The organism is Vibrio sp. V01_P9A10T6, assembly GCF_963877065.1.
Classification (GTDB): Bacteria; Pseudomonadota; Gammaproteobacteria; order Enterobacterales; family Vibrionaceae; genus Vibrio; species Vibrio anguillarum.
The window spans coordinates 1-21607 of sequence record NZ_CAWNTB010000175.1 but is presented as its reverse complement, the minus strand read 5'-3'; the positions used below and the strand labels follow the sequence as shown (position 1 = coordinate 21607).

The 21607-nt window shown below is 43.1% G+C and carries 15 protein-coding genes; 2 read left to right on the top strand and 13 right to left on the bottom strand.

What is annotated here, in order from left to right; all coding sequences use genetic code 11:
- A partial coding sequence (locus tag AACQ21_RS12905) for an Hcp family type VI secretion system effector (RefSeq protein ID WP_105977587.1) occupies positions 1-483 on the bottom strand: 483 nt, incomplete at its 3' end.
- A 303-nt stretch (positions 484-786) separates the two neighbouring features.
- Here AACQ21_RS12905 and arfB point away from each other — a divergent pair.
- Both arfB and AACQ21_RS12895 read left to right on the top strand, forming a co-directional pair.
- Entirely contained in the window at positions 787-1200 is a 414-nt protein-coding gene (gene arfB, locus AACQ21_RS12900; RefSeq protein ID WP_017043428.1) for an alternative ribosome rescue aminoacyl-tRNA hydrolase ArfB, read from the top strand.
- Positions 1201-1581: 381 nt separating this feature from the next.
- Entirely contained in the window at positions 1582-3333 is a 1752-nt protein-coding gene (locus AACQ21_RS12895) for a lysophospholipid acyltransferase family protein (protein WP_105977586.1), read from the top strand.
- An 827-nt stretch (positions 3334-4160) separates the two neighbouring features.
- Here the strand turns inward: AACQ21_RS12895 and AACQ21_RS12890 are convergent.
- The 12 genes from AACQ21_RS12890 to AACQ21_RS12835 form a co-directional block, all read right to left on the bottom strand.
- Entirely contained in the window at positions 4161-5024 is an 864-nt protein-coding gene (locus tag AACQ21_RS12890) for a hypothetical protein (RefSeq protein ID WP_105977585.1), read from the bottom strand.
- The gene (locus tag AACQ21_RS12885) at positions 5021-6682 is read right to left on the bottom strand and encodes an AAA family ATPase (protein ID WP_105977584.1); all 1662 of its coding nucleotides are present in this window, start codon (positions 6680-6682) and stop codon (positions 5021-5023) included. Before AACQ21_RS12885 ends, AACQ21_RS12890 begins: the two co-directional genes overlap by 4 nt.
- A 22-nt stretch (positions 6683-6704) precedes the next feature.
- Positions 6705-8342, bottom strand: coding sequence for a restriction endonuclease subunit S (locus AACQ21_RS12880; protein ID WP_105977583.1), 1638 nt, complete (start codon positions 8340-8342; stop codon positions 6705-6707).
- Positions 8342-9874 (bottom strand): class I SAM-dependent DNA methyltransferase, encoded by a 1533-nt coding sequence (locus AACQ21_RS12875; RefSeq protein WP_105977582.1) that lies wholly within the window; start codon positions 9872-9874, stop codon positions 8342-8344. The genes AACQ21_RS12880 and AACQ21_RS12875 overlap by 1 nt, the downstream gene beginning before the upstream one ends.
- Before the next feature lie 28 nt (positions 9875-9902).
- Positions 9903-10121 (bottom strand): DUF6471 domain-containing protein, encoded by a 219-nt coding sequence (locus AACQ21_RS12870; RefSeq protein WP_105977581.1) that lies wholly within the window; start codon positions 10119-10121, stop codon positions 9903-9905.
- An 889-nt stretch (positions 10122-11010) separates the two neighbouring features.
- Entirely contained in the window at positions 11011-12654 is a 1644-nt protein-coding gene (locus AACQ21_RS12865; protein ID WP_105977580.1) for a hypothetical protein, read from the bottom strand.
- Positions 12651-14186, bottom strand: a complete 1536-nt coding sequence (locus AACQ21_RS12860; RefSeq protein ID WP_105977579.1) for a TnsD family Tn7-like transposition protein — start codon at positions 14184-14186, stop codon at positions 12651-12653. The genes AACQ21_RS12865 and AACQ21_RS12860 overlap by 4 nt, the downstream gene beginning before the upstream one ends.
- A 1-nt stretch (position 14187) precedes the next feature.
- Positions 14188-15831 (bottom strand): ATP-binding protein, encoded by a 1644-nt coding sequence (locus tag AACQ21_RS12855; protein ID WP_105977578.1) that lies wholly within the window; start codon positions 15829-15831, stop codon positions 14188-14190.
- On the bottom strand, positions 15824-17929 hold the full coding sequence (locus AACQ21_RS12850; RefSeq protein WP_105977577.1) for a Mu transposase C-terminal domain-containing protein: 2106 nt from the start codon (positions 17927-17929) through the stop codon (positions 15824-15826). Before AACQ21_RS12850 ends, AACQ21_RS12855 begins: the two co-directional genes overlap by 8 nt.
- Positions 17913-18782 (bottom strand): TnsA endonuclease N-terminal domain-containing protein, encoded by an 870-nt coding sequence (locus AACQ21_RS12845; RefSeq protein ID WP_105977576.1) that lies wholly within the window; start codon positions 18780-18782, stop codon positions 17913-17915. Before AACQ21_RS12845 ends, AACQ21_RS12850 begins: the two co-directional genes overlap by 17 nt.
- Before the next feature lie 141 nt (positions 18783-18923).
- Positions 18924-20756: a glutamine--fructose-6-phosphate transaminase (isomerizing) gene (glmS, locus tag AACQ21_RS12840; RefSeq protein WP_105977575.1), complete on the bottom strand. Its 1833-nt coding sequence runs from the start codon at positions 20754-20756 to the stop codon at positions 18924-18926.
- 87 nt (positions 20757-20843) lie between these two features.
- A complete protein-coding gene (locus AACQ21_RS12835; protein WP_013857797.1) occupies positions 20844-21605 on the bottom strand; it encodes a DeoR/GlpR family DNA-binding transcription regulator in 762 nt (253 codons plus the stop codon).
- Between the last annotated feature and the right edge of the window lie 2 nt (positions 21606-21607).

Below are 21607 nucleotides of genomic sequence, written 5' to 3'. Positions count from 1 at the left end.
TGAAGTACCCGCGTTCACGTGATCCCACAGGATTTTACGGTAAGACATAGAAACCGTAACGTTTTGCGTGAAGTCGCCGTTCGCAGGATCTTGGCAGTGTGGCATTTCGCAGTGAATATCGACGATAGACGCGCTTTCAAGTTTAGTGGTGAAGAAGTTCTCTTGTTTACCTTCGATAGACGTGCGGTACCATTTTAGCTCAACCGATTTCATCTTCTCGCCAGACGCCAACGCGTTATAAAGAAGAGGAACCGCTTTATTTAGCGCAACGGTGAATTTGAATGGTTTGTGAACACGTTGACCTGAAGGCTGACCTGATTGTGGGTCAGTCGGTACTGTCACAACGTGGTCAAACATTTGAACCAACATTTGATCTTCATGACCTTCAACGAAAGCATCGCCGATAGAGTCAGTAGAAAGAGCGCCAGCAGTGATGAGACCCTGAGTTTCGCCTTCGATAGAGATATAACATGGAGTTGGCATGACTTAATCCTTATTCAGTAAGAAAAAGCGATGGAAATTGCATCGCGTTATGTAATGTTTCTTAAAGCAAAGGGGATGCCAAAACAAAAATAGTTAAATTTCAATCAATTAGATTATAAGCTTTCATTTTCGAGCAAGAACTTGCTCGTCCGGGTAGAAACTTGCTCGTATCAAGCAATTTTTCGCTGCGATTTCGCAATACGTCACTCTGTATCGCTTTTCCTAATCTAGCCACAATCTGCGGTAGATAACCTTAGCCACCTCAACTAGAATGCGGATTGAACACATTTTTACTTTGGTTGTATGCTCAAACTATCCAACACTATTGAACTGGCAGACTGGGAAATCGAACTTACTGCGATTCGTGCAGCCGGAAATGGCGGGCAAAACGTCAATAAAGTCTCCAGTGCGATCCACTTACGTTTTGACATCAGACGCTCAACGTTACCGGACATCTACAAACAAAAATTACTCGAAAGACCAGATTCCAGAATGACCAAAGAGGGCGTTATTGTCCTCAAAGCGCAATCTCACCGCACCCAAGAGCTGAATAAAGAAGATGCACTCAAACGTCTCAAAGAGATTATTCTTTCTGCGATGGTGATAGAAAAACCGCGCCGGGCAACCAAACCGACAAAAAGCTCTCAACGTCGGCGAGTTGACGAGAAAAAACGGATAGCGGCCAATAAATCATTGCGCGGTAAAGTCTCTTTTTAAATGAATGGATTGGCAGCAAGGCAAAACAAAGAAGAAAAGAAATAAGCAACCTCGCGCTAAAAACAGCAACGGGAGCACGAAGCTCCCGTTTATTCCAGATCAGCAAAACAAAGGTTCAATTGACATTTTTATATTTTGTACCGCCCTTATAAGCTAGCACCAAATAAGCAACACCAAAACAAAACCAGTTCATTTTGTGAGCAGAAAATGATTTATTGTTGCTAAAAAATCATTGTTGCATCAAAGATTCTAGTTCATCTCCAATTTGAGACGGATTTCATTAAACTGTAAAAAAAGAGCAATCAATTACTCACTTAAGCGCAGCCAGATTGTCATCTTCCCTCTTTAGCATAAGCACAAAGCATAAAATGCGAGGTTGCTATGCTCACGATAAGCCCTTTTAAATTACCGAGAAAAACGCCGTTTGGATTAGGTGAACACTTCACTGAGTGGGCTACAGGCCTAACTCGTTTAGATAAGTTTTATGCACAACGCCCACCCCATTGCGATACCGCAACATTTTTGCGTTTTACGTTAGAGGTATTGGGTATTGACTACCAAGTGGTGAAAGGATCATTAGCTCAAGTACCCACTCAAGGCGCGACAGTCGTTGTTGCAAATCACCCACTTGGTTGTGTGGAAGGCGTTATTCTGGCTGAGATGCTGCTTTCAATTCGCTCTGACGTGCAGATATTGGCCAATCACTATTTAAAAACCGTACCAGAGTTAGATTCGCTGTTTATTGGTGTAGATGTTTTTGAAGGCAAAGCAGCGCAAAAAGCGAATATGCAAGCCTTGAGAGCCGCCAATAAACACCTTGCTCAAGGTGGGCTACTATTGATGTTTCCAGCAGGTGAAGTGTCACAACTGGTTGATAGTAAGACGCAGAAACTGGAAGACAAACAGTGGAGCCGTTCAGTCAGCCGACTGATACAAAAGCATCAAGCGACGGCGTTACCTGTATTCATCAACGGGCAAAATTCGAAACGCTTTTACGTGGCTGGAAAAATCCACCCGCTACTAAGAACGTTAATGTTGGGCCGTGAACTGCTCAATAAAAAGCATCAGCGTATCGAAATCGCCATTGGCGATGCGATCAATCATAAAGAAATCCAACATCTGTGTGATGAGACGCTGGTCAGCTATTTAAGGCTCAACACCTACCTTTTAAGTCACATCAACCCAACCAAGCGCAATAAAACCAATGATGAGCCGTTACAACCCATTGCACAGCGGCTCCCCCTAAGCGCTTTGTTACACGATATTGAGCAGCTTTCTTTTTCTGATCATCTATTAAGGCATAACGAATTCGATGTGTATTGTACCAGCGCAGAAAACATCCCCTCGTTACTGCACGAAATAGGACGAGTGCGAGAGCACAATTTCAGGCTGGTAGGTGAAGGCACTGGCACCGAGCTCGATATCGATCAATACGATCGCAACTACCTGCATCTATTCATTTGGGATCGCGAAGCGCAGAAATTAGTCGGAGCTTACCGTTTAGGCTTAGTCGACCGTATTGTGCCGATAAGCGGTATTGCAGGTTTGTACTCACGAACGCTGTTTCAGTATGACCACCGCTTTCTCAATACCATAGGTAATGCAATTGAAATGGGGCGTTCAGTCGTCGACATCGAGTATCAAAAAAGTATGGCTCCGCTATTGCTGCTTTGGAAGGGAATCGCAACCTATGTGCACCGAAACCCGCACTATACGCACCTATTTGGACCCGTAAGTATCAGCAATGATTACAGTGAAAGTGCGCGCCGTTTATTAGCCGACACCATGACGCAGCACTACTACAATAACCAACACGCCCATTTGGTAGAGGCAAGTAACCCACTCCCCAAGCAACAAGACCCTTGGAATGCCAGTTTGCTGAGTGCATTGGCTGATTTACAGCTGCTTTCAAAAGTGATTGCCCGGTTGGATGAAGGGAAAAGTGTACCAGTGCTACTGCGTCAATACCTCGGTTTAAATGGCAAGTTAGTCAGTTTTAACGTAGACCCTGATTTTAATGATTCGTTAGATGGCTTGATTGTGGTCGATTTACGCAACGTTCCGGTGCGCAGCTTAAGCCGCTACATGGGCACCAAAGAAGCATACGAATACCTCACCCATCATACGCTTTAACTCTGTTGTTCGGGTTGTTTATACCTCCTCTTTTTAAGGGGAGGTATCCCTATAACACACTCCCCCAACCTAGCACTCCTTTTGAAGAAAACAGAGCTGAATTTCGCATGTTGGATAGCACTATCAGGGGCGCTTTCAAATTAAAAATGGCTTACTCCTAACGCTCACAAAACTGATCCCCTCCCCCTAAAAGGGGGAGGAACAAAAGCGTTATGAGCTTCTACTTTAAAAGCATTAAGTGGCAGAAGCGGGTTTGTGCTGAATCGCTTGTTTACATCACTTGAGCCAAGTGTTTGAGCAAAGAAAAACGATGATACTTTATTCTACTCACACAACAATATTGTAAATACACAAAAAAGTATCATACTTTTTCTTCATAACTCATTGATTTATAATAATGAAATTTTCGAGTTAATTTAAAAAGTATCATACTTTCATTCTCGATTCATACTAACACTCAATAAACTTATGACAAAAAAGTATCACACTTTCTTATCACATTGTATTCGAACAGAATTAGAGCGAATGGTTGTCTTACATCGAAGAAGGATAAATTACCCTTAACGCTTCAAGCATATTATGCATACTATTCGTTACTAACTGGTCAACAAAATACTGGTCTCACTGTTGAATACTCCATCCAACTCTCGAACCACACGCAGTATAGAATCAAAGCTCTGCAGATCGCTGGTGCGAATTAAATCCCTAAGATCAGTACTGAATCCACTTGAGTTTTTCAAATAAATTGCATGTGCCCACGAACTGAGACTTTTCAATAGGTGAGGCAGGATAGGCAAAAATCGATTGTAAATTAAATTGCTTGGAATTTATAAATAAACTGCATCAAGTACGCCTTCATATTCGGGTTTATGCATGAATTCATCCATGTAAGCTATACAAAAACTGGAAAATGGAGCTTCTTTGCTGCGCATTTTGCACAAGCGGTAAATTGCTTGCTCATACGCGAGGTCATTGTCTGCGTCGCCAGTCTCTAATTTGTTGAAGTACCTCTTTGCAGCACTAACGTCCTTATCAATTTTGTTACGTAATTCAATGCGGCAACGAACGAAATCTGAGTGATTGAGGTTATAAAATACAATCGATTGGTCTGCACGCATAAACTTACGAGCATGTTTTTCTTTAGAAAACCGGGGCATAGCTTCACCATCAGGCTTAAATTGTAGCAACTGCACATCGGTAGCTTTCAGAGGATCAAGCAGTACGGCTTGTTCATCCTCTAAATCGCAGTCAGGAGTCTGAGCTCGCTTGCTTTCATCGCAAAGCGGGAAGTGGTCGGCTTTGCCGCCAGTCACGCCAGTTACCACATCGGTTCGGCGCCGATTTGCAACTATACAGCTGTATCGATAATTTTGAAGGCAGAATGCTAACCACCAGTAACCCTCATGAGGCGTTACTGTCGATAGTGTTTCTTGCACACGCTTCTTAGGCCGAAAATGGTCGACATCAACATCAGTCCCCTGCTGAGGTGCTTCTGTGTACCAGCATTTATAGTTGAACAGGGAGGCTAATAATGGTTTAACCACTTTCCAGTGATCCTGATTCTTATTTATAATCTCAGATCGTTGTTTTTCATTTTTTGCATCTCTCAGTGAGTCTGAAAGCTGCTGAGCTTTATCTCTCCAGCCTTGCGGAAGTTCGAGCTGGCTGAAATCAATGTCTAAGTGCCTCATTTGCTGTCTTCTTCCTCTTCGGCAGCCAGCATCCGCTGAACAATCGCTTTGGCTCGCTCCTTTCGAATCTGTTTAAGTTCTGGCGTTTCAGTAACGACTTCAGATTCCTGTTCCACTTCTCTGCGCATACGCAAATATTGTGCATATTCTTCATCCCAGTGAGCAGTGGTGAAACCTAAACCTTCTATTGCTTTGTCGATCTTCCTCAAACGCCCTGCCTGAATAGGTGATAATTCAGTCTTTTCGGTAAAACGTCGACGTAAGCGAAGTAATCGCTCTGTTGAATTATCCAGCGTTGTACGCAAACCAAACATATCACTAGTGAGTATTCCGCCGTATCCCATACCTCTGGGGCTTTCTTCGGGTTCTTGAGCATATACCTGAAGGCTAGAATCACGCCACATGACCTGCACTTGCTCCTTCTTTAATTCAGCAATAGCAAGTGGGTGATGTGTCACCATCAGCAAATGGCTGGTTTCGTGGTTAGGCACAAACTCGCTCAGAAATTTAAGATATTTCACTGCCCATGAGGGGTTGAGATGGGTGTCCGGCTCGTCAAGTAAAAACAAGGAGTCTTTTCCGCCAGTAAACTTGAGCAAACCTAATACGGTAAGAAGTTGTTGCTCACCTTCACTGAGCTCTCGGAAAGTGAGTGGCTCTTTGCTACTAGACACCTTCACCCTGATACTTACTTCAGAGATGATTTCGGAAAGTAGTGTACTTTCGAGCATTTTAAACAGTTCATCAGGGCTAAGGTCTTTGGCAAACTCTCTGAGTGCGTTTACATCGGACAAAAACAGGTGAAAGAACTCATTGCGAATATTGCTGCCAGTCAAAGAGGTGTCTTCTTGACGCGTGACCTTAACGGGTGACAGCGTGTACTTTATCAGCTCATCTAAAAAGCGACGAACAACGCCTCGTGCCCCCCAGAACAATTCACCTTTCTGTTTGGCCCAACCGGGTTGGCGCATCACAAAATGAATACTATCTAGGCCTTCGATACCTAGGTGCTCGCGCAAAAAGGCTTTTTCTGCGCTGTCTTGCTCAGACAAGAAAAAAGCTAATAGAACAAATTGACTGTGATGCGGTTTGGCATAGAACAGCGGACGTATATCACCTTTAAGGTCGAGTTCATCTTTCAATAAACGACGGTAAAAATCGGTGCGATGTTTCTTAAAATGGTTTTCCAAACGATCACTGGGACCTGAATAGTAGGCAAATACATAATTTGGCAAATACGGAGCTTTACCTTCTTTGTCGCGCTTCACTTTTGAAAACGGAATGGCGCTGCCTGAAGGTTTCTCACCAAACATGTCACCACCTGTGTCGTCTGCTAATAAGTCGCGCACATGTACTTGGTATTGCTTGGCGGTTGTGCCACGTGTTGGGTCGGCATCAATCGTTATTTCCAGCCAGCGTTCACTGGGCTGCTTGGGTTTGTGGGGTTCGCCAAGTCGATAAACTAACTCGTATGAAAACGGTGGTACTTCACCCAAATCGATGTTACGAAATATCGCGACCAAGGCTTCCAGCACGTTGGATTTACCCGAGCCATTGCGGCCGACAACCACTGTCATCAGGTGGTCTTTGTCAAAGTCCACCGTTACGTTTTCAAGGTTTTTAAAACGGGAGCGAATATGTAATTTATCGACTTTCATAAGCTTTCCTTAGTGCTCCACACTATTCACTAGCTGCTGATTCAGCTAATGCAAACCAGTCCTGACCGTCGTCACTACGTTCAAGTTTTATAATTGATTTGTCAGCGTTAAGAGCTTTACGAATATCCAAGAAAAATTGCTCCAATTGTTCGGTGCTGCTGTCTTTGGGATAGCCCGCTGCTGCTAGCAATCCTTGGCCATTTAACGGCTTCTTGGCTTCTTTTAATGCCTCAACGACTTTGATGATCTTTTTGTTCATGCGGTTACCTGCCTTCTTTTTTGCGGCGGTGCGTTTTGGTTTTGGTGTCACCTCTCGCTCAGCCTTAATCTTCTCTAGTAAAGCCTCAGCGCTGTTGTCGCCGCTGACTAAATCCAAGTTGGCGGCGCGCCAGTCGGTAGTAAGTTCACCTCTGAATGCCTTGGCTAAAATGGATTGAGTGAGGTTGTTGACGGAGTCAAGCGCAACTTTGGCCTTTTGCTCGATGGTATCGGCAAAAACAAAAAGTTCTTTGACGCGTCGGCTGATTTCAATCTGTTCGTCTAATGGAGGAACTAGAATAGGATATGATTCTAAATATTTCTTATTCACCCCAGTCTGACCAGCGGTTCTATCTGACCCAGCATCAATATAGTTAAATAATTTGTAGTTCTGTAAATACCAATACAAATACTCTTTATCTAGTATTTCAGCATTAGGTTCGGCTTTCATCAAGGCAACATTGTAAGCACCTTCAAGCCCTCTCAATATTTGGAAAATTGGCGGTCCGTAACGTCCAATCATGATGTCTTCTTTTGAAACAAACCGCTTAGCTTTTTCTATTGGAATATAGACTTTATGGGCATCACTCTTGTAATCACGTATTTGAATCAGTCGAATATACCCATCTCGCTCTTCAGTTGAAAACTCTGATTTTGGGGGTTGACTGCCTCCAATTATCTTTATGACATCGGAAAATATATGTTCTTTCCAGTGTGTTCGCCCTTCTACTTCATGTGCCCAATTTTCTTTTACTTCTAGCGAACGATAATTTGAGTCATTACTATTTAGTCTCCCACTTACCGCAGCGGCAAGGACGGATTGACGGAAAGTCTTCAAATTTTCAGGGATGCGCACAAGACGAGCTTTAATGGTTTCAACCTGTGCCAGTAGGGTGTCAAGTTTGTCTGCGATAACTTTTTGCTCGGCTAAAGGGGGGAGTAGGAATGGTAACGTTTTTGCTACGGCACCGGAGATTTCCTTAAAGGTAGTACCCGTTCCTAAACTCTCTGCTAAATCCCTTATACTTCTTAGGTAGTAATACGCATAGTCCGAATCAACCCCATAGGGAAAAACGAAGTTCTTAAACCCTTGATTGGTTGATATGTCATTTTGTGCGATAGCAACATATCCAATCGGCGCGCGGCTGCTGAACAGTAGGCTACCTTTCGGCAATATTTTCGCAGAGCTTGAATTGTATCCTTGGAGGCTCAAGTCTCTGGCACCAAAACTAATATTTTTTCTTGTATAACCACTCAGGTCCGCAGGTGTTAACCAAGCAATTCCGGTCCCGGGTGCTTTAAAGTTATCAGGGTTACCTGCTTTCGGAGTTCCACCTGCTACAACTTCCGCGACTTCGCCAATTTTTAGCTCTATCCAGTTGTATGAATTGACTGAACTCATCAATTCGTCTCCAAAGCAGTTATCAGTCCGTTGAGCTCACTCAGAGCTGATTCCAATTCTTCTTTTGCCTCTTGCGCCAATACGTCCGGCTCAGATAAGCTGGCTACATCGACACTGTCTTTATCTTTCAACCAACTGATATCCAACGAGTCGCCTTTGGTGTTGGCAATCCACTTACGGCTAAAGCAGCGCCAGCGGGAATGTGCGAGTCGGTCATCGCCCCCCTGGTTTTCTTCCTCGGCATCTTTATCGACCTCGATCTCCTGTGCGCCGAAGCTGAATTCACCTTCGGTGCGTTTGCTAGTGCCGTCAGGCTTATCACCAAACACTTTCTCAAAGGCACCCAGGTGTGGGTCTGTGCCCAACTCTTCTGGCGTAAAGCCAATATCAGAATTGCCAAAGGGGGTTCTCTTACCAAAGCTTGGCATATTGGTACGTAGATCGTAGACCCAGACATTCTGAGTGCAGCTTTCTTCCTGATATTTGTCTTTGACTGATCCCTTGGTGAAAAACAGCACATTGGTATTTACGCCCTGAGCGTAAAAGATACCGGTGGGCAAGCGCAAAATAGTGTGCAGGTTGCACTTGTTCATCAGGTCGCGGCGCACCTCGGTGCCGACACCGGCTTCAAATAACACGTTGTCAGGCAATACTACGGCAGCACGGCCACCGGGTTTGAGCCCCAAATAAATATGCTGTAAAAAAGCAAGTTGCTTGTTCACATTCGGGAATGGAATATCGTTACGCAAAGGACGTTGCCCCCCAGCTTTATTACCAAAAGGAGGGTTAGCTATGATTACATCTGCTTCTGCTAATTCAGCCACGTCATCAGTCAGTGCATCACCATAAATAATATTTGCATCTAATTCATGTAGGAATGTATTCATTAAGCAAATTCGACGAGTATTTTTCTCTATTTCCACCCCTTGATATTTAGGAGGATTAGCTTTGTATTTTTCTCGTAAATATTTGTTTCTAATATAGCTGTCAGCAGAAACCAAGAAGCCACCGCTTCCGGTTGCAGGGTCTTGAATTAATTCACCAAGGTTGGGCTGTATTAATCTCACTATAGTGTTAACTAAAGAGCGTGGAGTGAAGTACTGACCAGCTCCCGAACGAGTATCCTGAGCACTCTTATCAATTAACCCGCTGTATACGTCACCAAACCCATCTTTTCCTACTTGGTGCCACTCTATTTTTGAAATGCCATCTATTACAGCTTTTAAATTCTCGGAGTGTGAAAAAACTGTTGTAGGAAAAGCATAAATTGCCTTTACAACTTCATTTTCAACAGAAGCACCTAAGTGAGTAAGCATTTCTTGATAAAACCCTAATAGCCCATCTCCTTTATAAGATTCCAGATCTACCCAGCGATAACCTTTAGGTATCAACTTTTCTGAACCATTTTCCTGAGCAATTTTAAGGAACAGCAGATAACTTAGTTCAGATACATACTGGTAATAAGTGATCCCATCGCCACGAAGTATGTTACAGAGGCCCCATATCTTTTGAATGATGTTATCTTGCTTCATTAGCAACTCCAGTCTATTAATATTCGATTTATAGTCGAAATTCTTTTACATCAAGAACCTTCATGCATTGCATAAAAAAAACGAAGCTAAATGTTCCTCTATTAATTTTATTAGCCACACCTTTATAACTCTCATTAACACCAATAATTGCTAAACGTCGGCATAATTCGGCATAACCGACACCCGCGCGTCGCAACTCTGCTTTGAGCAAATTTGAAGCTCGGATATTCAATGCATCCTTATCCATCGTCATTACATAATGTACAATAATGACGTAATATACTACATATATGTGGATATATCAACGTAAATATACAATAAGTCTACATATATGTGGATTTATTGTAACCATTTTGTGAGTAGACTTTGCTGAACAAATAGAATGAATTTATGCCACAACAGCTGTTCAGATCCCGTGACAATGGTCTTGCTCATATCCAAGAAGCTTGCCAAAACGCAACTGAAAGGTGAGCTTACGGCAGCATAGCTCAACTTAATCAACATAGTCTGATTTACTAAGTGCATCTCTACTATCCGGAATTGCACTATGCATACTCATGACAACTTGACCCAAGCCATAGCCACTTTGTAAGCTCACACTGAAAGAGAAAACAAAGTACAAGGAATTCAACTAGCCAGTGTATAAAAGAGCCTTGTAATACATAGGTTTGGTAACCTTCTGGTTGGATGAACAGGCACTGTTCAATTGGTGATATACACAACCTAACGGCAAACGTGGGTGGGACTATACCTACTGTGATTTAGCAAATCAGACCTTTCTGACGCTTTAGGTGATGCAGAAAAGCCCCGATTACAGTACGTCAGCAAACAAGTGGGTATCAAGCCCCAAAATTCAAAAGTACGGTTGATCACCTCGTGTTGGATGTCACCGACCTGATGGTTTTTGGCGAAGGGGAATGAAAGGTGCGTAAAAATGGCAAAGAAAGGTACCGTATATCGCGCAAAGCACACTTGGCCGTAAATGCTGCTAGCCAGCAAATTCTGTGAGCCAAGATGTCTTTGGAGAATGTCGGCAACAACTGCAAAAAAATTGGCAAAGTATCCGACGACGTTACCTATAATACCAAAGCCCGCTATCAAAACGAGCAGCGCAAAGGAGCAACAACTAATACAATTTATAACACTAATATTTTTTCTGCAGACCTAGCCACCCAGGACTCAAGCGCTTCATTTTCACTCTTTACCTTATTATCCGGATGCCCAAGATAAGAGCATACTTTGGTATTTGCTGAATTAAATTGTCGCTTCCAGCTCATAGCATTGAGCCCTTTGTCTTTATCTCGGCTCATCAATTCTTCAAGTATATTTTGGCAGCCAGTTCCGGAATTTTTCGTTCGGAAGAACAGAGTTGATAAACTTTCATCTTTGGTTAACTCAATTTCCAAAATTTGCACGGTTGTCGTGTCATCTCGTTGGATAGTTGCATGACAAAACTGCCGGGGCCGACCGTCAATCAAATGAACACTACGACAACTCTGCTTCGGTACATCACCCATTTGATAATCAATCTTCCAACTATATTTGGATTCAAGTTGCTCAAGCATAACTTGGAAAAATGCTATTTTCTCAGGCGCTTCGATTAACTTGGGAGGTTCTAGATTATCAACATCGGCACGTACGCCTTTACCGGTATCTTTCCCTTCTTGTAAACTCGCTAACTCTTCCTCTGACTGCTCCTGATTATCATCCAATTCAGGTTTCGTATATGGTGGTAATGCTCTTACATGGCGAGGGCTTCTTCTATAATCAGGCTCAACATCAAAGTTCAAACCAGATCTTCCCAGTTTGACAAGATACCGTTTTTTACTCGCTTTAGGATTGCCATTCGGATCAAGTTCTTTGATATTAACAAGTGGTTTATTCGGATTTCGGGGCTTACCCTCATTATCAGGCTCTTCCGAATCAGATTCGATATAAAGAACATCATCAGGATGTGAGAATACTACGGTATCTAACTCTGGCGATTGAAGACCCGATATGGACCTAATCTCACGGATATAAATGTGTTCCTTTGACTCACCGCCAGTGAACCCAGCATACGAAATTTCACAATTCCCTAAGTCAGGAGGTGAAAAATCAAACGTCCACCTTTCACCGTTATCAATATCTCTGGTTGTTCGGTTTATTTGTGCAAAGATAGAACAAAAACTCTTCTCAGCTTCAGGAACAAAGAATAGCCAAGTGAAAAATTTTCTAAACTGCAAGTTATTCAAATATCTGACAGGAATATTAGAGGACAACTCAACTTTCCCAATCCAATCCTGAGCGGATGACTTACCCAATTGCCAGGTATTTCCCTGGTACACAGAAGCTCTTGTCACTTCTGCTGAATGAAAAAATAGCATTCGCGCCAATTCAATAGCAGGAAGCCAATACGTTCGTCCTGCTGAATCAAGACGATAAACAACCGAATCATCAACTTGTTCAGAATACTGTCCTGCCCGGTGTAAAGAACTGGGAATATCCCCATATCGGAATTTTTTCCAGTGACTGAGACTGGGTACTTGAAATGTCCCGCTCCATCCCTTAGCGACATTATCAATGGACTCTCTTGGGAATTTAGTGCCTGCCGTTAGGGTTGGCAGCATATCAATCGGTAACGGTTTACGAATAGTATGCTTTCCATCATGCCAAAAATAGCAGACGACCAGCCAGTCATGTCCAGCTTTTCGATACCAATCACCGAGTAATACCAGCTTTGAACCTCTGGGAATGCTACGAATCCCAACCTCATCCAACTCACTCATTTCTGACGTCATCTTATCCCCAACATTTCCAACGCGATAATTTCTCTTTCAATTCTTTCAGTAACTAATTCTTCTCTAATATTCGCTGTTCTAATCAGTTTCCAGCGTTTGATTGTTTGATTCTGTTCGAGCAAATATTGATAAGCCGATTTAAGCCTAATTATTTGATAGTCTTCTAATGATTCAGAATGTAAGTCCAACCACTGCTTAGTCAAAGGCAAATCGACCAAATGTTTCTGAACTGAATTGGCTCTTGGCAACTGCTGAATCAAATGACTTGCAGTCAAACGTGGTCGTCCTTCAACTTGAAATAAATTTTCATGAATGACCGTTAATGCCTTTACATTTTCTCTGTCCCAACCAGGATAGTCGACGTCTCGAAGTGACTCAAAAGCGGAGTCTTTTTCCGGACGATGGCGCATTAACCATGTATAGTCGTTGCGGTATAACCACGCATAAACACGACCACCTGAATTAAGTTTACGTAATTTCTTCACCCCAAAATCAGAATGATCGGCCATCAATTTAACCCATGCATTTCTGTGTACTTTAATTTCTGACGAAGATTTACCAGTAGCGATAAACACCGGAGTTAATCGTTCTTGCTCAGCAGGAAACTGTTTCACCTGTTTTAATATTTCGGACAAACTTTTATCCGGGGTTAATGCCGCTATAACCATAAGATGACGAAGCGGATTAAATGATTTTCGATGCTTGCGAAACAGATTAATGAGCCAACTGTTTTCGTTCATTTCAGGTAAAAATGGTTCCAAAAAAGAATTTTTCCAGGCTTGTTTCAGACTATGATGAATATCTTGATGTTGTACACGACTTTTATGAGTAAACCCGAGATCTTTAGCAAGCTGTTGGTAATATAATGTCCACCGATTTGCCCCAAAACCTTCAAAAACACGGACATCAAGTAATTCCTGATGATATTCAATGACCCGTTGTTCTGATTGTGTAAGATCAACGCCCCGCATCTGACGAGAATGACATTCAATAATAGCAGCGTGATAATGGTGCTTTTCTTGGGGATGAAAAGGTACGGCGGTATCTTCAAGTTTACAGCTATGAACAATACAAGCATCAATACCAGGTAATTGATGCATACGCCTCCAATAGGGTTCACCCAATTCAGCTAATTGTTCTGCCAAACATTGCGGACAATATCGGAAATGGGCAGATATAGGCACACAACTAGCAACTATCCCCACACGAGAATGAATTTTCCCCCCATCCTTAGATCTCATTGAAAAAATGACATCTCTTGTCTGCTGATCAGATAAGAATGGGAAATACAGCGGTGCTAACGTGAATTGAGCAATCAATTCATTGATTCCGATTTGCCAAACCGCCCCGACATTATCAACAAAATCTTCCAGATGGCTCGGCAAATCTGGAATAGCCACAGCGCTGCCAGTTCCCCACACATCCCTGACCACAGCTTTTTGATTTTGCGCTTGCCCGGTATGGCATCCATAGCGGGCAATACAGCTATAAAGTAGTTCATCTTCATAGGGTACGGGGAAATAGGGCAGCATTTTAACTAGCCAGTAATCCGCTAATCGGATAAATCAACTGCCGCTCTAACAGTGCTTCGTACTGCGATCCTGTTTTGTCTGAATAGATTTTCCTTAAATCATTCTCGGATAATTGCCCCCAACTTTTTGAACTCGTATAAACAGGTTTCTTTTTCTTCGATTTTACTGGCTGATGAGCATCTTGAGTTAAAGAAGTCGTCACCAATTGCATTAAATGAAGAAGCTGAAGATCCGGGTTTCGGGCTAAAGCATCGGTAACTAAGGGGCGAGCAATATCTTCTGCAATACCCATAGAAACGATGGCGCTAATCGCTGAATTAGCCACATTATTTTCAGTGGAATCACCAAGCTCAACAGGTTTCGGTTTTGGTAATGGTTGAGATATCAAGCGATCAAAAGCACCGATTATGCTTTCTTCCAATTTTGGAAAAACGAGATCATTGCACTCTTCTACTTTCTTCTTATTACCTCTTCTCAACGCATCCAACATCGGTCGGACAATTGAAAATTCGTCTTCAAACACAGTATCGAATAGCTCAACAGACAACATTTCATCTTCAGCACTATCGGCCAACAAAATGGCGCGGGCCTGAGCTAGACAAAACAGTTTTACCACAATATCTGGAATACCTTGGCTCAGTTCATAAAGCTTATTGGTTAAAGGCTCTGTTCTTTCTACCTTATTATTCAACCATTGATAGGGCCATAGTTCTGTCAGAAAGTCCTCCCAACTTTCATCACATGGTAATCGGTCCCAAACAATACTCCCATCACCGCTTGCTCGACGGGCCTGGCGAAACTCACTAGTAAAAAGTCTCAGCGCTTTGGGAGTACCAATCAAAACTACCGAAACCTCAACAACATTAACCAATGTGACGAGAAAATTGATCATTTTCTTTTCACCGCCACTTTTAGCAAGGTTCATGTGTTGAAACTCATCAATGACGAGCAAACCAATTGCATGAATCAGGCAAAGGTCTGCAACATCTGCCATCATTTTACCAATAGTTGGCCGACCAGAAGCGTATTTAGCTCGGTAATCAATATTTAAGCGCCGCCCTAAAGCGATAAAGAAGCTCAAACAAAAATCTGAAAGTGATCCATCATGTGGGCAATCAATTTTTAACCATGGCACCTGAAGCAAATGGTACTCTGGATGATAAATTACTCTATCATAAGTATTAAGCACCAGATTTACGGTGGTCGATTTGCCTGCACCCGATATCCCTGCTATTGCCATGGAAGATGCAGGAGAGTCCACTTCATCATGAATATAAGCGGTTAAATCTTCCCGTTGAACTAAATCTCGTATCGTATTGAGCTTACGTTTAAATGTGGCAGTGTTCGGATTGCGGTTCAGATAGCTAGAGCGGATCAACTTGGACAGTTTTTGTTCCACAACGATATGATTGGTTTGCGGTACGAAAAACGCTCTCGTTAACCGGTTAATCGCATGAGTCCGGATATGACTTTCCAAATTCAATTCAGCAGAATGATAATCCGGTCTTTTCCTCAGTGTCTTAGCCACATCTACAGGACTCATGATCATCGGCAGTGCAGCAATCAGAGGATTGTCATTATATTCTGGTAATCCTTGATCCTTATAATCTGCTTCAGGATAACGAGTGTCATTATAGTTATTCATCTGAATCATCCTCTTTAAGTAGATCTTTTAATCTCGTTGGCAACTTAAAGCTTTTCTGGGCTGGTTTCGCTCCATGGATCGGCGTTACCGTTGCTAATGAATCATCAGACTGCTGATCATTATTTACTGACTTTTTATCTCTCTCATGCTGTCTTTCTTGGCGTTTATTATCCGAAATGCCTTTCGCTCTCTGTGCCTTTTCTGCTTTTGTGTATTTCGGCTGCTTAGCTTTTGCTTCATCCCTAATCTGATTAAGTTCATTCACCAAATTAACTGAACCGGCTCGGGCTTTTAACTTAGATGTCGCAGATGCTGTATTTTGCTCATCACGCGTAGCCCATAATTCCCACATTGTCATATTGGCATACGCCCGACTACGAGCTGTAAGGTTGGCAGGAATAAAATCAGCGTAAGAGTCAGATGGCCTCAAAAAAATCATATTTGTAGTATATAAATCATACGCTATCGTAACCGATTTGGGTCCACGGTAATTGCCTTCAAACCATCCCCAATCTAGCGCTTCTTTACAACTGTAATAACAACCAAAAATCTTTAGTCCATGCTCAGTGATAGTCGCCGTAGTATGCGGTAGCAGATTTACGTTAACTAACCTCGAATCAGGTCTACGAAGTAGGCCCGTCCTATATTCAATACCCCAGTTCCACAAGGTAAGAGGGTTTGCAGGAAGAGATTTAGGAATGCCGGAATCAATATCGTAAGTACTGATCACATGCTCGTTGTTGTAGAAAAGAACAATCTTAATCATCATCTTGGTGAATTCTTTCAGGGTAAGAATTCCATCCTGACGATAGTCATTGCCATGACGTTTTTTCCCTATAGGATTTTTTGTTACATACCCTTCAACAAACGGCTTCATCTTGGTTTGAGTAGTCCGGAAATAACGCTCAACAGGCCCTTTCCAATCTGCGCGAAAAGACGGAGTATTTTGAATATCGACATGAAATGCTTTACTGAGCACTTCAACATGCCGTCCAAGCATTTCACCTTTATCACCAATAAGGTTTTCAGGTAATCCTTGCATCGGCCACATATCGTGAGTGATATCGATATCAAACTGGGCACAATATTCAACCTTATCGACCATCGATGAACTGAGTGCTTCCATAGCCGCTACCCACGAAGGATTCTCCAAACCGACATACATTCCGACAATGGCCCGACTGAAAACATCCACAACAAAATAAAGGGTTGGACGACCAATGATTTCTTCGCGATTTTGTTCCGAGACTAAATAAACATCGGCAATCGTCGCGTCGATTTGATATAAATATCCCGGACCGGGAACTTCCGCTGTTGATGTACTGAGAACAGGTCGATGATCTTTTAGATAATTAATTTCACCTTCTCTTTTTCTGGTCACTTCGATAGATGTGTATTCTTGTTTATAAAAGTAACCAAATTGCCTTTCCGTCGGCACATCAATTAAATCTTCCGGCTTACAAGGCAACTCTACACCATAGGCAATCAGCAATTGATTATAGGCGTAATCAAATTCATATTTTCCCTGGTTTAGCAGGCACTTTTCAATCACAACCCGAAAAAGCGACTTAATTTGCTTGGTAACTGGCACACCTTCGCCTAGGGATCGGGTACGACGGCGACCATTTCGTTTATCTGCAAATTTTTTCGATTTACCAAGGCCACCACAGAGATCATACCGCCCACTTAATGCATTTTTGCACATGCCAAACTGCCAGTAACGTCTGAGCCACCGGTATACTGTCTGCTTAGTTGCCCCAGATTGTTCCAATACTTGATTGAAGAGTTCCCCTCTGGTTTTTCTCTGATAGATATCTGGCTCAGCTTTAATCACTAATCCAATAGCATCCCAGGCTTTGTCCTGTACAGCTTCAGCTTTTGAACCTTTTTTCGGAGAAGTCATACTGAATTTAATGTAAGGATCGGCTATGGACAGCAGCTCACTCCTTGCCATAAAGTGTTCAAAATCAGATTTTGACGCAATCTGAGGAAGAGCACGATCATCGTCAATGTCTATCCAGAAGATAGTGTGCCTATTGCTCCACAAAATACGGATTCTTTTTTCATCCCAGGCATAGACATCATTTGGCATGAACATATTGCTCATCCTTTCCTAACCAATACTCTGAAGCAATAATATTTTTAGCTTTTAAGCTGGTGTGCTGGCAATTCTGCATATCCCACTGGAAAGCGTTTTGCGCCGCAAGATGCCTGAAATAGTTTAGGTTTGTGCCGCGTTCCAGCCCTTGCTTTTGATCCAACTCGCTAAGAACAACTGCAAGTTTTTCTTCCGAGCTGGCTTCTAGCATCCGAAGAATGCTCTCGAACACAAACATCCTTTGTGGTTCAGCAAGATCATAGCTGTGCATGTGTGGTGCCAGCCAACGGATATTTTTCACAAAAAGAACCGGCACCTCATGTTCAGTAAAGATAAACCATTCAATACCTTCCCCCTCCCAGAAGCGTCGTTCTAATTCTAGCTTCTCGATTGTCCGTTCATCTTCGAGATCCTGTGCATACTTGACCGATATAGCTTTGCTCAGATGCTGTCCGCCTAAATTAAAATCCACAAGTAAGTCAGTTGTCATTACTTGAATAACACCTCGATAGGCTGGATGCTTAATACCTAGTCGTTTGGCAATAGAAATTGTTGCTTCAGGATTAAGAGGAAATTGCTCTCGAATATCAATGACCGAGTGTTGCCAGTCAAAGATAAGAAATGCGGCTAATTCAAGATCAGAAAGTAGATGAACAATACGATTATGGGTAAGAGCGGGTCGTCGATGAACTCTGCCTTTGCTGGGAACATCCCGAACGGTAAGGAATGGATTGTAATGCTTGCCAATTCCCTGTCCTCGTTTCTCTTTTTGTAAACGCTTGATAATAGCAGGTTCGAGTAGATTAGTGATTTCCCGGGGATGAGGGGTAAGGAACGCTGAGTCTTGTCTCATATTTAGTATCCAAGCTATGCCTATTTGTTAAGCATAGCTCAGAAAGACTAAAGTATGATACTTTTTTGTTTAGTATGACACTTTTTTGTAAGTATGACACTTTTTTGTATATTTACAAATATGCGCTCTAACCACCTTGTATCACTCAACCGTTACGGCTTTGGCGAGGTTACGGGGTTGATCGACATCCGTACCTTTGATTAAAGCAACATAATAAGAAAGAAGCTGCATTGGAATGGTGTAGTAGATCGGCGCGGTAATTTCACTCACGTGTGGCATGGTGATGATTTTCATTGTTTCATCAGCCGCAAAGCCAGCGTCTTGATCGGCAAACACATACAGCAAACCGCCACGAGCACGTACTTCTTCAATGTTCGATTTTAGCTTCTCTAACAGCTCGTTATTTGGCGCGACCACGACAACGGGCATGTCAGCATCAATCAGTGCTAATGGGCCGTGCTTTAATTCGCCCGCCGCATATGCTTCAGCATGAATGTAAGAGATTTCCTTCAGCTTTAATGACGCTTCAAGCGCGATAGGGTAAAACTCACCACGACCTAGGAATAGAGTGTGGTGTTTATCTGCGAAATCTTCAGCCAGTGCTTCAATCTGCTTTTCATAGGCAAGGGCTGCATTAATTTGTGCAGGCAGTGCATGCAGTGCTTCAACAATTTCCACCTCTTTTTCTTTATTAATGCACTGCTTTTGTTTACCAAGAGCGGTCACTAACATTAACAAGGTTGCAAGCTGAGTAGTGAAGGCTTTGGTTGATGCCACACCAATCTCTGTTCCGGCGCGAGTCATGAATGCAAAGTCAGATTCACGAACCAGCGAAGAACCCGCTACGTTACAAATAGTCATCGCGGCCATGTAGCCTTTTTCTTTCGCCAAACGCAAAGCGGCTAAGGTATCTGCCGTTTCACCGGATTGAGAAAGCGTGATCAACAAGCTATTTGGACGAGTGACAAATTTTCGATAGCGGAATTCAGAGGCAATTTCCACATCGCAACTCACGCCTGCCAATGCTTCAAACCAATAACGCGCTGTCATGCCTGCGTTGTACGACGTTCCGCAAGCGACGATTTGTACATGTGCCACTTGGCTAAGAATTTCGGCAGCGTTCACGCCAATGCTTTCTGTCACTACGCTGTCTTTGGTGATGCGGCCTTCCATGGTGTTAATCAATGCTGTTGGCTGTTCAAAGATCTCTTTTTGCATGAAATGACGATATTTACCTTTATCGCCAGCGTCGTGCTCTGCGTTAGATTCGCTAATTTCACGCGTCACCTGTTCGCCGTTTGCAGCAAAAACCGTCACATCGCGGCGCGTAACTTCCGCGACATCACCCTCTTCAAGATACATAAAGCGGCGTGTAACATTCAGCAAAGCTAATTGGTCTGAAGCTAAGAAATTCTCACCGACACCAAAACCGATCACGATCGGGCTACCGGAGCGAGCAACCACAACACGGCTTGGATCTTTGCGATCAAGCACCACAGTACCGTAAGCACCCTCGAGTTGTTTAACCGTTTTTTGCACCGCTTCAAGCAGTGAACTGGCCGTGCGCAGTTCCCACTCAACAAGGTGAGCAATCACTTCAGTATCGGTTTGCGATTCAAAAAGGTAGCCGCGTTCACGCAGAACATCACGTAGCGTTTCATGGTTTTCGATAATGCCGTTATGCACAACCGCAATATCGCCCGACATGTGTGGGTGAGCATTAATTTCGGAAGGTTCACCGTGTGTCGCCCAGCGTGTGTGCGCAATGCCTGTGCCTCCGGCAACATGTTGCTTTTCGACTGCATCGGCTAGCTCTTGCACTTTGCCTAAACGACGAACGCGCGTTAATTGACTCGCACTATCCACCACAGCAACACCGGCTGAATCATAACCGCGGTATTCCAAGCGGCGTAGTCCTTCCACTAAAATTTCAGCCACATCTCGTTGTGCTACTGCACCGACGATTCCACACATAAGGTTTTTACTCCATTTTAGATTTATGCTTCATCCCTAAAGCCGCAAGCGAAGGCCTTTATTTAGGAATGGTTGAATAGGGGTTAATTAAGCTCGGATCACTCGCACTTGGTGCGATTCAATCAATGCGGCATCTTGAACGGTTAGATCGTTATCGGTCACTAACACGTCGATATGCTCCCAAGCGAGCTCAAGGTTGGGAATTTTTCGGCCAACTTTGTCTGATTCGATCATCACGATCACTTCTCGTGAGACTTCGGCCATCACTTTGCTCAGGCCAATCAGTTCATTGAAGGTGGTGGTGCCACGTTCAAGATCAATACCGTCAGCGCCAATAAACAGTTGGTCAAAATCGTAAGAACGCAGTACCGATTCAGCCACTTTGCCCTGAAATGACTCGGAATGGGTATCCCAAGTACCGCCCGTCATTAATAGTGTCGGTTCACTTTCTAGTTCATTAAGGGCGTTCGCTACGTGCAATGAGTTGGTCATCACAACCAAACCGCGTTTATCATTCAGTTGCTGAATTAATGCTGCCGTAGTACTACCACAGTCAATAACGATGCGATTGTGGTCTCGAATTAACTTAGCCGCCGCCTTAGCCAGCTTTATCTTTCGATTCGAAACTTTAGGATTAAACTCATCATTGACCACCTCTTTAGGCAGTGCAATCGCACCACCGTAACGGCGTAAGAGTTGACCGTTTTTCTCTAAAGAGGCCAAATCCTTTCTAATAGTCACCTCTGAGGTTTCAAACTGAGCAGAGAGTGCATCAACACTGACCTCACCTTGTTCATTCACAAGGTTAGCAATGGTGTGTCTTCTCAGTTGTGTATTTCGTTTCGACATTT

Excerpts from the sequence above, each read along its gene's own strand:
- arfB (WP_017043428.1), top strand. The coding sequence starts at position 787 with ATGCTCAAACTATCCAACACTATTGAACTGGCAGACTGGGAAATCGAA.
- AACQ21_RS12895 (WP_105977586.1), top strand. The coding sequence starts at position 1,582 with ATGCTCACGATAAGCCCTTTTAAATTACCGAGAAAAACGCCGTTTGGA.
- AACQ21_RS12890 (WP_105977585.1), bottom strand. The coding sequence starts at position 5,024 with ATGAGGCACTTAGACATTGATTTCAGCCAGCTCGAACTTCCGCAAGGC.
- AACQ21_RS12885 (WP_105977584.1), bottom strand. The coding sequence starts at position 6,682 with ATGAAAGTCGATAAATTACATATTCGCTCCCGTTTTAAAAACCTTGAA.
- AACQ21_RS12880 (WP_105977583.1), bottom strand. The coding sequence starts at position 8,342 with ATGAGTTCAGTCAATTCATACAACTGGATAGAGCTAAAAATTGGCGAA.
- AACQ21_RS12875 (WP_105977582.1), bottom strand. The coding sequence starts at position 9,874 with ATGAAGCAAGATAACATCATTCAAAAGATATGGGGCCTCTGTAACATA.
- AACQ21_RS12870 (WP_105977581.1), bottom strand. The coding sequence starts at position 10,121 with ATGGATAAGGATGCATTGAATATCCGAGCTTCAAATTTGCTCAAAGCA.
- AACQ21_RS12865 (WP_105977580.1), bottom strand. The coding sequence starts at position 12,654 with ATGACGTCAGAAATGAGTGAGTTGGATGAGGTTGGGATTCGTAGCATT.
- AACQ21_RS12860 (WP_105977579.1), bottom strand. The coding sequence starts at position 14,186 with ATGCTGCCCTATTTCCCCGTACCCTATGAAGATGAACTACTTTATAGC.
- AACQ21_RS12855 (WP_105977578.1), bottom strand. The coding sequence starts at position 15,831 with ATGAATAACTATAATGACACTCGTTATCCTGAAGCAGATTATAAGGAT.
- AACQ21_RS12850 (WP_105977577.1), bottom strand. The coding sequence starts at position 17,929 with ATGTTCATGCCAAATGATGTCTATGCCTGGGATGAAAAAAGAATCCGT.
- AACQ21_RS12845 (WP_105977576.1), bottom strand. The coding sequence starts at position 18,782 with ATGAGACAAGACTCAGCGTTCCTTACCCCTCATCCCCGGGAAATCACT.
- glmS (WP_105977575.1), bottom strand. The coding sequence starts at position 20,756 with ATGTGTGGAATCGTCGGTGCAGTAGCACAACGAGATGTGGCTGAAATT.
- AACQ21_RS12835 (WP_013857797.1), bottom strand. The coding sequence starts at position 21,605 with ATGTCGAAACGAAATACACAACTGAGAAGACACACCATTGCTAACCTT.